Annotated in this window: 9 protein-coding genes; 4 read left to right on the top strand and 5 right to left on the bottom strand. The window is 60.4% G+C overall.

The annotated features are described in order from the left end of the window. Nucleotides 1–119: 119 nt before the first annotated feature. The 5 genes from hpt to ppa form a co-directional block, all read right to left on the bottom strand. Nucleotides 120–671 carry a hypoxanthine phosphoribosyltransferase gene (hpt, locus tag HMPREF2674_RS03610; protein WP_049333480.1) on the bottom strand — a complete coding sequence of 184 codons (552 nt, stop codon included), beginning with the start codon at nt 669–671 and terminating at the stop codon, nt 120–122. 273 nt (nt 672–944) lie between these two features. Further along, nucleotides 945–2,087 (bottom strand): tRNA lysidine(34) synthetase TilS, encoded by a 1,143-nt coding sequence (tilS, locus tag HMPREF2674_RS03605; RefSeq protein WP_070824852.1) that lies wholly within the window; start codon nt 2,085–2,087, stop codon nt 945–947. Between the two features lie 94 nt (nt 2,088–2,181). Then, nucleotides 2,182–3,423, bottom strand: coding sequence for a type II toxin-antitoxin system HipA family toxin (locus tag HMPREF2674_RS03600; protein WP_070824851.1), 1,242 nt, complete (start codon nt 3,421–3,423; stop codon nt 2,182–2,184). Nucleotides 3,424–3,469: 46 nt separating this feature from the next. Beyond that, nucleotides 3,470–3,694: a helix-turn-helix domain-containing protein gene (locus HMPREF2674_RS03595; RefSeq protein ID WP_070648605.1), complete on the bottom strand. Its 225-nt coding sequence runs from the start codon at nt 3,692–3,694 to the stop codon at nt 3,470–3,472. 269 nt (nt 3,695–3,963) lie between these two features. Beyond that, nucleotides 3,964–4,449 (bottom strand): inorganic diphosphatase, encoded by a 486-nt coding sequence (gene ppa / locus HMPREF2674_RS03590; RefSeq protein WP_070824850.1) that lies wholly within the window; start codon nt 4,447–4,449, stop codon nt 3,964–3,966. A gap of 948 nt (nt 4,450–5,397) precedes the next feature. Here ppa and HMPREF2674_RS03585 point away from each other — a divergent pair. The 4 genes from HMPREF2674_RS03585 to HMPREF2674_RS03570 all read left to right on the top strand — a co-directional run bounded on the left by HMPREF2674_RS03585 (nt 5,398) and on the right by HMPREF2674_RS03570 (nt 12,362). Next, nucleotides 5,398–5,961: an RES family NAD+ phosphorylase gene (locus HMPREF2674_RS03585; RefSeq protein WP_070824849.1), complete on the top strand. Its 564-nt coding sequence runs from the start codon at nt 5,398–5,400 to the stop codon at nt 5,959–5,961. A gap of 240 nt (nt 5,962–6,201) precedes the next feature. Continuing rightward, nucleotides 6,202–6,744 carry a DUF2384 domain-containing protein gene (locus HMPREF2674_RS03580; protein WP_070824848.1) on the top strand — a complete coding sequence of 181 codons (543 nt, stop codon included), beginning with the start codon at nt 6,202–6,204 and terminating at the stop codon, nt 6,742–6,744. Nucleotides 6,745–7,396: 652 nt separating this feature from the next. After that, complete coding sequence (gene dacB / locus HMPREF2674_RS03575; RefSeq protein ID WP_070824847.1) at nt 7,397–9,025, top strand: D-alanyl-D-alanine carboxypeptidase/D-alanyl-D-alanine endopeptidase; 1,629 nt, start codon at nt 7,397–7,399, stop codon at nt 9,023–9,025. A gap of 208 nt (nt 9,026–9,233) precedes the next feature. Continuing rightward, nucleotides 9,234–12,362 (top strand): DEAD/DEAH box helicase, encoded by a 3,129-nt coding sequence (locus tag HMPREF2674_RS03570; protein ID WP_070824846.1) that lies wholly within the window; start codon nt 9,234–9,236, stop codon nt 12,360–12,362. Nucleotides 12,363–12,841: the final 479 nt, after the last annotated feature.

Below are 12,841 nucleotides of genomic sequence, written 5' to 3'. Positions count from 1 at the left end.
GGGCTAAAGGATGGAACCCTCCCTCAGCCATCCCGCGTGCGGGTACGGGAACGCCCCGCCCCCGCACAAACGGCGGGAGGCGGGGCGTGTATCGGCGTTTCGGGTGCCGACGATGAAGTTTAGGAGTACACGTGCGGGTGCAGGGTTGCGATGCAGTCCAGGTTGCGGTACTTCTCGGCGAAGTCCAGACCGTAACCGACCACGAACTCGGGCTCGATGTCCCAGCCAACGTACTTGACGTTGACGTCGGCCTTGACGACCTTGGGCTTGCGCAGCAGGGCGCAAATCTCAACGGTTGCGGCGCCGCGAGAAATCAGGTTCTGCTGCAGCCAGGCCAGGGTCAGGCCGGAGTCGATGATGTCCTCAACGATCAGCACGTCGCGGCCGACCAGGTCGGTGTCCAGGTCCTTCAGGATGCGAACCACGCCGGAGGACTTGGTGCCGGAACCGTAGGAGGAGACAGCCATCCAGTCCATGGTGTAGTGGCCCTTCAGCGCGCGGGAGAGGTCAGCCATCACCATGATGGCGCCCTTCAGCACGCCCACGAGCAGCACGTCCTTGCCGGCGTAGTCTTCGTCGATGCGAGCCGCCAGCTCGGCGACCTTCGCATTGATCTCTTCCTTGGTGAAGAGTACGTTCTTGATATCGTCCTTCACGTCGATAGCCTGCACGATAATTCCTTCGTATATTTGGACGCTACTGCGCCTCCGGGAGGGCGCAGACCGCTCGCTGGCGGGCACCCCGCACCGGACAATGTGGATGGTGTTCGCTTTAAGTATGACTTAAAAACGTGCTTCGGCGCACCTCACCAGCCCCTCGCGCACCCGCGGGGAGCCCGATTCGAGGCATGCGCAATATCCGAATCCGCACGTGGGGGCACTATATGCGGGCCGGGCGGCAGGTTTGCGGCGACCGGCCCCGAAGCCCCGGTAGCGGAGCGGTGGCTACCCGCGGGTGGGCACGAGGACCAGCGCATCCACGCGTTCACCGGTCACCGGGTGCGCAACCTTGCGGCGGCGGTAGGCGCTCACGTGGCCGGGCATCTGAACGGGCCCAGCTACCGCATATTCGGCGGTGAAGGAGTCCAGCGCCTGCAGTCGCTCGAAGCCGGGGTTCTCTCCCCCGGCGGCCTTGCAGGCGGCGGCAAGCATGCGCAGGCGCAGCGCCGGGTGCAGCGCCGCCACCTGCGCACGGTCTAGCAGCACGGCATCCTCGCGCTCGATGCCGCGCACGGCGGTTCCGGCTGGTAGCAGCACCCGTTCGAAAGCTTCGCGAGCCTGCTCGTCGAGGTAGTCTGCATCGGGGCCGGCCACCGCGGCGGTACGGGCCAGGGAGCGGGCCACGTCCCCACCGAGGTGCTCCTCCAAGTAGGGCAGCACGCTGTGGCGGATGCGGGCGCGCATGAGGGACTGGTCGGCATTGGTCGGGTCAATCCAGGGGGTGAGGGTTTCGGCCTCGCAGATATCGAGCATGTCGGCGCGGCGCAGGCCGAGGAAGGGGCGCAGGTAGGTGACGCCCCCTTCGACGCGCACGGGCGGCATGCCCGCCAGAGAGCGGGTTCCGGAGCCGCGGCTCAGGCCGAGCAGCACGGTTTCCGCCTGGTCGTCGAGGGTGTGGCCGAGGAGCACGACGCGGGCGCCGGTCGCCTCAACAACCTTCTTGAAGGCGGCGTAGCGGGCGGTGCGTGCCGCCATTTCGGGGCCCCTGTTGCCGACGGGAACCTGTACCTTTTCGGTGATGACGGGGTGAAGCCCCAGGTCGGTGAGGGTCTGCGTGGTGCGTTCGGCAACCTCAGCGGAGTCTTCCTGCAGGCCGTGATCGACGATGATGGCGCCTACGCGTACGTCGCCGCGGCGGGCGAAGTGCGCGGCGATGGCGGCCAGTGCGAGGGAGTCGGGGCCGCCGCTGCAGGCGACCAGGAGCAGGGGCAGGTCGGCGGCGTCCGGCTCGGGTGCGGTGCGGCTGGTGCGGGAGCGTCCGGTGGCTTTGATGCTTCCGGCGCCGAGGAGCTTTTCGAGGGCGGCGGCGAGGTGGCGGCGGGCAGTGCCGACGGCGGGGTGCAGGCGTCCTGCGCGTCCATTCTGCATGGTGGTTCCTTTATAGAAATTGCGAAGTATCTATGTACATAGATACTTCACGAGGAGAATTTAGAAATAACGAAGGCTCAAGAAGTCAGGAGCCTTAGGAGCGCGTATGAAGGTACTCTTCAAACTCGTCCTGACGGCGTTCCAACTCTTTCTGCATGGCCTTAAACGGTGAGGCATTCGAGTTGAAAACATATCCCGGGGCGGCTCGGTCTGTAGGCCAGCGAACTGCTCGAGCCGCTTTGAGAGCACGAGTTAAAGCGTCTTTCTGCACCTTAGGCGGAAGACCGATAGTCTCTGCGAGAGCAAGCCAATCGTCAACAGTAATCTTCCAATCTTCGGGCGGCGAACCGTCACCGGGATTCGAATTATCTTTTCCGTTGACGCTAAGCGCCATGGATAGAGATTTAATGTGCACGAGCGAACAGGGGATGTCGTAGATAGGAGCTACTTCCCATCCACGGCGCCCCTTGAGGAGCGAGATATTTTTTGCGTGCAGGTCCCCATTGCCGGTCAGCCAAGCGTAGAGAAAATACATGTAAAGATTCCTGCGGGCAATAGCAGGGGAAGCAGCAAGCTTCACCATTGCTTGAATGACACTCTCAGTTGTCACAGCAGGATTATCTTCCGTGTATTTCTCACCCGAAGGAACACCCAAAATCTGTGCGCCATCCTCCATAGCGATGCGTCCCCCAGAGGGTGTTCGGTCGAAACGGGAGACCATCAAACCTGATACGCCGTCTCGATCATAGACAAGCTCATGCTGAGCTACAGGAATCCCCATGAGTGCGGCCGCCGTGAGGTGGGCAGCTTCGTTTTCTACGAGCCCGGGCATGCGTTGCGGGCTGATTTTCAGAAGCGCATCGTATCCAGCGCCCGTCCAATGCACGGGCAGGGTTTTCATGACGGCACTCAGCTTTTCTTGAACGCCAGGCAGTCCTCGGCGGTCAACCGTGCCCATAAGTTCTGCAAAGGAAACAACCTCAGGGTTGTTCACCAATGCGGCAGGAGCGGTGTACAGTTCCCGCCCGTGCTCAATAATTTGCACATCGCCTGGAACGTCAGAACCAATCACCAGCAATAAGCCCAGAGTGTTATTTTTGCTGATTTTTTTCTCGGAACTGACAACGTCGAGCCTATAGCCTTCGGGCAAAAGATTCTGGAAGAAAGGGGGAATTGATTCTGCGGTATATTCCGCCTCTAAAGGCAGGCTCGTGGCAATTGCCGGGCCTTTATAATCTGCCCGGTAGGTGAAATGAATCAGCCCGTTGGCGTCTCGCCTCAAATATGCGGCGAGAACACCATCTTTATAGACATCTGCCATAAGTTCATCTGTCATGGCTTTTCTCCAGGTTCTGTTTTCTATCGCAGTGTGCGGGAGGGGGTTAGGTGAGGGGGTTAGTAATGGCCAGCTCAATGCCGAGCTCTTGGGCGACCTTGAGGACTGCGCCAATTGACGGGCCGGGTAGCCCACGCTCAATATCGCGGATTGTTTTATCGCTGAGCCCGACCATCCACGCCAACTCCATTTGGGTGATTTTTTCGTACTTGCGGACGGCACGAACCTGCGCACCAAATTCTTGCGCGAACCCTGCTGCGTCGAATGCCATAGGGGTTCCCTCCTCACCGCTACAGAACCTCAGGTTATACGAAGTATTCTTCGTAATATGCCCATATTAGCACTCCCGGAGGCGCTCTAAGGCTATTTTCCGAAGAATAGTTCGGTTACACCTGCCCTTCCGGCACCCCCAAACACGGCCAAGGAACACAGCAAAAAGGGGGCGTGCCCACCGCCTCCAGCACGCACGAAAACTCGCACGAACCAGACGCAGGGAACACGCCCCTTCCAAAAACCGGGTGCACCTAACGGCGCGGCAGCTTAGTGACCCTCAGCTGCGAAACGGTCGATAGCCTCCTGGACCATCTTCTCGGCAGTAGCCAGGTCTTCCCAGCCCTCGCCCTTAACCCACTTGCCGGGCTCCAGGTCCTTGTAACGCTCGAAGAAGTGCTGAATCTCAGCCTTCAGCTGCTCGGGAACATCAGCCAGGGACTTGATGTGGTCGTAGCGCTTGTCGGTGGGAACGCACAGAACCTTAGCGTCGCCGCCAGCCTCGTCGGTCATGTTGAACACTGCAACGGGGCGAGCCTCAACCAGCACGCCGGGAACCACGTCAACGTCCAGGATCAGCATTGCGTCCAGCGGGTCGCCGTCCTCACCCAGGGTGTTCTCGAAGTAGCCGTAAGCGGTGGGGTACTGCATGGAGGTGAACAGCACGCGGTCCAGGCGCAGGCGGCCGGTCTCGTGGTCCACTTCGTACTTCACGCGGGAGCCGCGGGGGATTTCAATAGTGACGTCGAGTTCCATCGGAACCTTCTTTCTCGTGAGTTAAGGTCACTTTCGCGGCGACATCGGCGCACGGGTGCGAAAGCTAGGTGTTGAACTCACCCATTGTAACCCGTTCACGCACACCGAAACCGCGTATTCGGCGCCAAAACCAGCGTAAATTACCACGGGTCCAACACAGGAATAGGTGCGACAGGAATAAGGGGTGTAGAGTCTGGCGGGTAGAAAAACTTGATTCGACGGAACCTCTCTGAGCGGTTATTCCGTGCCTAGAAGTCCGCATTTTGGCGGGCAGAGAAAAAACCCACACATAATGTGTGGGTTTATGCTATAATATGACCTAGTTTACCTAGGTTGGCAACTAGGTGACTCGAATATACCACAATACGATACCACCGAGAAAGCCTCGGCACTAGCAGAAAGGAGTAGAAACCTTCAGGAGATTTCATCTTCTCACCACGTGAGAGGTGAATCTACAGGCCTGATGATACGCGTCGCGAAATTTTTCTAGGACATCCGACACGGTCTTCGAGCTTGCTACAAGATTTATATCTCCTACATGTGAACCTTGGGGGTTTATAACCCCCTGGGTAACCCGACCTTACAGCAGGTCACCGCCTACATTTATAGTATAAACCGGTATTCCACAGATTTACAAGCGAATGTAACACCATTTTTACGTCCGTGGCACTGAAATCTGCTGAATTTACCAAAAGCGGTGCCACCTGGATCTGCCCCTTAGAAAGACATCCAGGGAAGCTGACAGGTCTTCTGAGATAAATAAAAACGGGTGCCTCCACTAAATACAACAGGGGCACCCCTTAACAGAAAGTAAAACGCTTGTTTTCCAACCCCCGACATCAGTCGACCCTAACTCCCCCGCCCGCAGACCTCACGAAGAGCGACCTACATACGGTAGAGGTAGGACCGGGCACTAAACATGAAACGGTCTTCCGAGCGCACAGTTACATGCGTGGCAATACCCTCTGTGACCCCAGGTTCTTCGCCAGCATTACCAAAAACATCACCGACAAGTCCAGTGCTGGACGCTTTGACCTTCTCTTCCCCGCAGGGACATGTAACACCGCAGCGGATGAATATACGGCCTTTCGTGAACGGCTGGGGCGAACGGCAGTAGATGGTTTCATCTCGGAAACTTTCCTCTCCAATACACTCGTAACAGAACTGCGCATTAAACGCCGCTTGCTGTTGGCTGACTTGAGCAAGCCCGGTCCTGGCTATATCCCCGGAGATATTACTGGACCCCTTCCTGACGAAGATGGATATCATGTGACTCAGCTATGGGCTGAGGCACTCAAAAAGCTTGGATTCGATGGGATTATTGCTCGTGCTCGCCATAACGACGGATACGCCCTCTATCTCTTTGGCTCAGCAGAGGTACAGGAAGACTTCTTTGATGTAGTAGGTACTCATCTTGGGATGGATCTGTACTGGGAGATGAGTACTAAAGGTGAGTCCCTTCCAAAGCTTAGGACCTCGGATGAGGATTATGCTGATTCGCTGATTGGCTAAATTAGGCTTTATCCAGCCCCCTTTGGATTTTTTGATGCCTTGAAGTCTAGAGGGGGCTTTCTCCTGCCCAAAAGAACCGAAATATTAGGTGTAGCTAACTTTATATTTAGGCTTTATATTATATATTCTAGGGTTATGCCCTGCGAAGCGTTCCCACCACACCCAATGTTGGGATAGCCGCTACTCAACGAGACGCAGGACCCCAGCACCAATCCCTAGGACAATCAGCAAACCTGAAAAATGGATACTCAAACTCTACTCAGCCAGGCTTTCAGCCCAGCCCAAAAGCACATCGAAGAACTCATCAATTCTGGTGAAATCACCGCCAACGACGACCTCGCAAAATCCCTCTCCTACGCTCTGCTAGCCGCCACCCAGAAACACCTGTACAAATACCAGAAGCCCGTATCCGCGACTTCAATCATCGGCAAGATGTACACCACCGCCGCAACCTGCAAGCACCTCGGAGGCATCACCCCTCAGGCCCTCAACGACCGCATCAACAAGAAAACTATCCTTCGCCTGAAGGACGGCAAGGGACGCAACGGATACCCACTCTTCCAGTTCTCTGACGGTACTGTTGATCCCGACATCCAGAAGATCATCCAGACCCTTCTAAAGGGCCACTTTACCGAGTGGGAAGCAGCCATCTGGCTAACCACCCCCTCACAGGCATACAACGGAAAATCAGCTGCGGAATACATGAAGGAATCCGAAGAGCACTTCGCTGAAGTTCTCGCACACGCACATGGCGATGTATACAACCTCTACGGCACCCCTTAGGAGATATACGAAGAAACCCTTTAACCTGCACCCTAAACCTATAGGGCCTAACTCTCATATCTAAAAGACATAAAGGCGGGGGCTGCCAGACCACTCATACCAGTGATCTAGCAGCCCCCGCCTCTTCGTCCGCTCACGTATCCTGCCTTCTTAGCGCTCGCCAGGGCTATCGGAGGTAAACCCATTTCCACTTCTCCATATAGTCAGCACAGGCTAATTCCATATTGGCAAGTAGCTAAAACAGCGTTAGAACAGCCGATTGAAGTACCGGCAAAGGTGCTCCCTCCAGACCTCATGGCGCACATTAGCAGCCTGACAATACCTAGATGGCGGCATTACTCCAACACATCAGAAGTCATTGAAGGGCAATTATAAGAGCTGGCATAACCAAGAATCTTGTTACATGGGAAAACTGCAGACCCTTCATTGAATTTTGGACCATAGTTGTGGAGTCAAAGCATTACTCCCAGAAAGCATCTTTACCTCACACCACAGTTAACGTTCCACCTAGTCCCACGCCCGCCAGCGCGCCCCGCCGCCGTACCGGGCAGCCCAGATAGGGGTCGTGAGGGGCAGCAGGAACACGGCATGAGCATCCCAGCACCGGCGCGTAAATTCGATAGGCACCCCATCCGCCCGCTATGCTCAAAAGATGCCTTCCAACAAGCACAACACCCAGACCACCACCCTCACCCGACGCGCCGCCCTCACCCTCGGCGGCATGTTCCTCCTCACCGCCTGCGGATCCGCCGCAACCGAACAGAAACGCCCCGAAGGTTCCGCAAGCCCCAGCGGCAGCGCAACCGGCAGTCCCACCGGCACCGCCGAGGCGACCGCCTCCGCAGCCCCGAGCGCTACCCCGACCCTCGCATCCGCACTGCCCGAAGCGGAACAGGAGCAACTACGTGCCGCCCTCACCTCGCTCTTCGCGGACGGCGCCTACCCGCAGTACAGCCTGCTCGTCACCGGCATGGACGGCAACCTGCCCAGTATCAAAGCAGCCACCGCGCCCGCCGACCTCTACGCTGCCAACGCCGACACCGCGCGCGTACCCGCCTCCACTTTTAAGGTGCTGACCCTGTTCGCACTCAACCACTACGCGAACCTGCAGGCGCGCCTGCGCACCCGCGTCACCCGCGACGCCGCCGGACTGTACCTCATGGCAGGCGGCGACACCCTGCTCGGTGCGGGCGCCTCCAACCCGAAGCAGATCGTCGGACGCGCAGGCCTCACCACCCTCGCCGAGCTGACCGTGAAGGCGCTGAACGAGGGCGAGAAGCCGACCGCGGCGCTACCCGTCTACCTTGACGGCACCTTCTTCACCGGCCCCGGCGTGAACCCCGGCTGGGATGACGCCGACGTGGCGTCCGGCCAAATCACGCCCATTCACCCGATTGCGCTCGAATCGCACACGGTGCCGGGCAAGTCCACCGCAAGCAACCCGGTACGCCCGGACGATGCGGCAGTTGCCGCCCAGCAGGCGTTCGTGGATGCGCTCAACACCGCCGGCAAGGAGTCCGGCATGAGCTTCACCCTCGCGGAGCGCCGCACCGCCCCCGCGGAAGCAATCGAAATCGCCGCGGTCGAATCGGCAACCCTGCTGGAGCAGGCACAACACATGATGCTCCAATCCGACAACGCCCTCGCTGAGGTGCTCGGCCGTTGCGCCGCCATTGCCGCAGGTAAGGAAGGTAGCGGCGAAGCGGCACAGCAGACCGTGCGCCAGGCACTCGTGGATGCCGGCGTGAACATTGAAAACCTGGTGCAGGCAGACGTGTGCGGCATGTCCTTGACGGACCGCGTGACCGCCCGAACCCTCGTGCAGGTTGTGGCTCTGCTGAATGCTGATGAGCATGCGGAGCAGCTGATGAGCACATTCCCGGTCGCGGGCGTGAGCGGCACCCTGTCCAATCGTTTTGGCGCGGCAAACGCCGTGCACGCACGCACTTTTGTGCAGGCGAAGACCGGCACCCTGTACACGGTATCTTCGCTGTGCGGTGTGGCGACCCGACCCGACGGCACCCGCCTGATTTTCGCGATTATTCTGAACGATCTGGGCGGCTCGGATGCGCTGCCCGCCGCGAAGGAACGCGTGGACGCTGCCGCGGCGGCGATTGCGAACCGTTCGACCGCGCCAAGTGCTTCGGCTGCTCCCTCTGCGGTAGCGGCGAGTGGTTCGGCACCCGCTTTGGAAGGGGCAAGCGCCCCGGCTTCTGAGACGGCTTCGGCGGCGCCCGCGGCGGTAGTTTCTACCGCGGCTGCGGCGGGTGTAGCCTCCTAGCGCGTGTGCCCGGATAGCCCCGAAAGCCCCCTAAATCATCCTGTGTAGGTTGATTTTCTGTAGTGTTTCACGTGAAACATGAAAATCAACCTCTCGGGGCTAGGGGGGCACGGGGTGCCGACAGACTCCTCAACCGGGGCTCGCACCCGCTCACTCGGCTGGGTTTCACGCCCGCCTTGTTTCTCTCTCCTCCAGCAGAAAAGTCACCATGGACCTTACCTTCACCCTCGCTGATCTGACCGCCACCTCCGCCTGCGAGCTACGGCTCTACACCGAGCTTCGGGAGCGTGCGCAGAAGCAGTCTGCACGCCCGACCCCCGAGAAGTCCGAGCGCGCCCGCGAAGCATACCGCGAGTGCCTGCGGGTGCTAACCGCCGGTGGAATGGTCGGCAGTGGAATGGTCGGCAGTGGAGTAGTCAGCGGTGAGCATGCGGACGGCACAGCGCACCCGGTGCCCCTGGTGGCGACCTCCACGGCGGGGCTGACCTACACGGTGGAGCTCGACCGTCTGGACTGCCCGGCTGCGGACAGCACCGCCGAGAGCAATACCGCCCAGATTGTCTGCACCCCGCACCTGGGTGAGGCGGCGCATCGGGCGCTGCTGCGCGGTGCCCTGGCGGCACACCTGATGACCGCTAGTGCAACCGAGAGCGCCGAGAACACCAAGAATGCCGCGCGCCTCGACCTTCATCTGGAGCACGGCGTGGATGAGTACGGCGCGAATGAGTACTGCGCGGAGTCCGAATCGGAGGCCGCGGAGCACCACTCCCCCGTTCCTCAACCTCACCGGGTTGATTCGGCGCGCATTCTGCCGCTGATTCGCCTGCAGGAGCAGCGCCTCCTCCTGCTCACCGAGGCGCTGAACGAGGGTATAGAACCGGCGGAACTTGCCGAGCGCATCCCCTATTTTCTAACCTGCGACGAGTGCCAGGCGTGTCTGAACGCGGCGGTATCTCTTGCCCTCGCGACCGACGCCCCGGAGCTCGTCACCGAAGACATTGCCGAAGATACCGCCGAGAATCCCGAAACTGAGGATCACCCGGTCATGTACCGGGTGCCCGCCGCGGTGGAGAACGACAGCGAACAGTACCGCCTGCAGTGCCTGCTAGATGCCCAGCTCGCCTCCCTGGAGGAGCACGCGGCGGAGCACGGCTGGGGTGCCGGTGAGCTTGAGGCGGCGATGCTGCTGTCCATGACGAATTATCACCGCCGCGAGCGTGCCCCGTTCTGGCGTGAGCACATTCGCCGCCTGGAGGACGGCCCGACGGCGTGGGTGGCGAGCCGCGATTATGCGTACCTTGATCGGGTGCAGGTGCTTTCGGTGGAGCATGCGCATGCTCTTCTGAGCACCCCCGCCGATTTGGAGGCGCTTGCCGCCGCCATGAAGGAGCCCACCGAGGTGCCGGACGCCCCGGGCTGGTATCGTGTGCGTGGCGCGCAGGTGCGCCTGTTGCGTGCGCGAATTGAGGCTGACCCGAGCCTGGTGATTGCGCCCTCTGACCGTGCGGTGTTTTGTGCGTATGAGGCGGGGTTGAGCCCGCAGATTGCGCTGGACCGTATGGAGTCGCAGGTGAATTATTTCCGTGCGTCGAATCCGGGTGAGCGTGTGCCTGCCGAGTTGACGGCGACGGGTTTCTTTGGCTTGCGTGTGCTGGCTGTGACGCAGGGCGGTTTCGGTGCCGGTTCCGAGGATTCTGCGGACCCCGAAAAGGCTGCCGAAGAGTCGGCTGGCGAAGAGTCGGCTAGCGAGTTCTTGGAGGTGCTTCTGCAGGAGCGCATCCGCGTGAAGGATGAGCCGCACCGTGCCCTGCCTTCGGGTATTGGTCCTGGCGATCCGGTGTCTACGGCGACGATTGAGGCGGCCCTGCAGGCCGATGTGCACGGGTTGCTTTTCGGCGGCGCCCTCATGCCGAGCGACCCCGTGCCCGCCGAGGATTCCGGGGCTTCAAGCGAATCCGAAGAGGCTCCCGCCACGCCCCGCACCCTGCCGAGCGTGCTCGATGCGGCGGCTTCGCTGACGGGGATGGAGAGCGCCTCCGCGGACCTGCTGTTCCGCCGCGCACCGCGCCTGAAGAAGGGCGCCTCGAACGCCAAAAATGCAGAAAATCTACCCCGTGAGGTTGATTTTCCGGGCTCTGCCCTACCCACGGTGGATGCCGTACACGCGGCGGTTCACGCCCTCGACCACTCCTATGTGGCGGTTCAGGGCCCTCCCGGTGCGGGCAAAACCTTCCTCGCCTCGCACGTGATTGCGCGCCTCGTGGCGGAGGGCGCGAAGGTGGGCGTGGTCGCCCAGTCGCATGCGGTGATTGAGAATCTCATGTCGGCGTGCTGCGCCCGCGAGGGTTTTGATGCCTCCCGCGCGGTGCGTCTGCGCGGCAAGTCGGTGACTCCGGACGCCCCGTGGGCCGAGGTGTCTGATTCCGAGCTGGTGGAGCTGATTTCCGGTGAGGGCGGCCTGCTCTTTGGCGGCACGGTGTGGGATTACGTGAGTGAGCGTCGCGTGCCTGCCGGGTCGCTGGATGTTCTGGTGGTTGATGAGGCGGGCCAGTTCTCTCTGACGAATACGGTGGCGGCGGCTCGTGCGGCGCGTTCGGTGCTGCTGTTGGGCGATCCGCAGCAGCTGCCGCAGGTGTCGACGGGTGTGCACCCGTACCCGGTGGATGTTTCGGCGCTGGGCTGGTTGTCTGACGGGGCGGCGGCACTGGATCCTCGTTTTGGCTATTTCTTGGGCGAGTCGTGGCGCATGGATTCGGCGTTGTGCAAGCGGGTTTCGTGGCTGTCGTATGATGGCGCGTTGGCGAGCGCGGCGGCGACGGCTGGTCGCACTCTGCAGGGTGTTGCGCCTGGTGTGGTGTCGTATCCGGTGGAGCATGCGGGCTGTTCGGTGCGTTCTGTGCAGGAGGCGCGAGCGGTGGTGGATTGCGTGCGCGAGTTGTTGGGCCGTGAGTGGGTTCCGGCGGCTGGTGCTGAGCCGCGCCCGTTGGCGGCTGAGGATTGCATTGTGGTGGCGGCGTATAACGCGCAGGTTGATTGTGTGCGTGAGGCGCTGATTGCGGCTGGCCTGGCAGATTCTTCGGGTGCTGGCGTGCGTGTGGGTACGGTGGATAAGTTCCAGGGTCAGGAGGCTGCGGTGGTACTGGTGTCGTTGGCGTCGTCGCGGGTTGATTCTGGGCGCGGTGCCGGGTTTGTGCTGTCGCCGAATCGTTTGAATGTGGCGGTGTCGCGCGGTCAGTGGCGGGCGGTGCTGGTACATTCGCCGTGGGTGGCGCGTTCGGTGCCGCAGGATGTTGAGGAGGTGCTGGCCCTGTCGGGTTTCGCGGGCCTGGTGGAGTAGCACCTAGTGCAGCCCTTATTCTGCGCTCTTCTACACTCCCCCGCCCGCTGCGTTGCGGGGCTGACTGTAACAGGGTCTGACTGTAACAGAGTCTGGCAGTGTGGATTGGCGGAGCCTGGTTGCGGGTGTCTTTGGCGTGCCCTGATTCGGGTTCAGCCGGGTTTAGTCAGGGCTCACCCGGGCGGAAGCACCAAGAATGAATTATAGTCAAACTAACCCTAATGTCAATACTCAAAATGAGGAAAGTTTTTCAACCAGTGTTCATGTATATGATTAACGTCTCTTATAGAATCTAAAGTATCGCGCGACACACTTCTTGTGCGGGGGTGGCTCCCGATGAGCCGCCCAGTGCATCCTCAACCACCCCGTGATGACCGGCGGGCCCGTCATGACCGGCGGGCACAAGCGAAAACAAGCGAAAACAGACGAATACAGGCAGGCACAGCCGACTGTCGGGGTATTCACTCATACGATTGCGC

The sequence above is a fragment of the Rothia sp. HMSC062F03 genome, from assembly GCF_001836905.1.
Lineage (GTDB): Bacteria > Actinomycetota > Actinomycetes > Actinomycetales > Micrococcaceae > Rothia > Rothia mucilaginosa_A.
The sequence above is the reverse complement of the archived record's forward strand: the minus strand, read 5'-3'. Positions and strand labels throughout refer to the sequence as shown.

Excerpts from the sequence above, each read along its gene's own strand:
- tilS (WP_070824852.1), bottom strand. The coding sequence starts at position 2,087 with ATGCAGAATGGACGCGCAGGACGCCTGCACCCCGCCGTCGGCACTGCC.
- HMPREF2674_RS03600 (WP_070824851.1), bottom strand. The coding sequence starts at position 3,423 with ATGACAGATGAACTTATGGCAGATGTCTATAAAGATGGTGTTCTCGCC.
- HMPREF2674_RS03595 (WP_070648605.1), bottom strand. The coding sequence starts at position 3,694 with ATGGCATTCGACGCAGCAGGGTTCGCGCAAGAATTTGGTGCGCAGGTT.
- ppa (WP_070824850.1), bottom strand. The coding sequence starts at position 4,449 with ATGGAACTCGACGTCACTATTGAAATCCCCCGCGGCTCCCGCGTGAAG.
- HMPREF2674_RS03585 (WP_070824849.1), top strand. The coding sequence starts at position 5,398 with ATGCGTGGCAATACCCTCTGTGACCCCAGGTTCTTCGCCAGCATTACC.
- HMPREF2674_RS03580 (WP_070824848.1), top strand. The coding sequence starts at position 6,202 with ATGGATACTCAAACTCTACTCAGCCAGGCTTTCAGCCCAGCCCAAAAG.
- dacB (WP_070824847.1), top strand. The coding sequence starts at position 7,397 with ATGCCTTCCAACAAGCACAACACCCAGACCACCACCCTCACCCGACGC.
- HMPREF2674_RS03570 (WP_070824846.1), top strand. The coding sequence starts at position 9,234 with ATGGACCTTACCTTCACCCTCGCTGATCTGACCGCCACCTCCGCCTGC.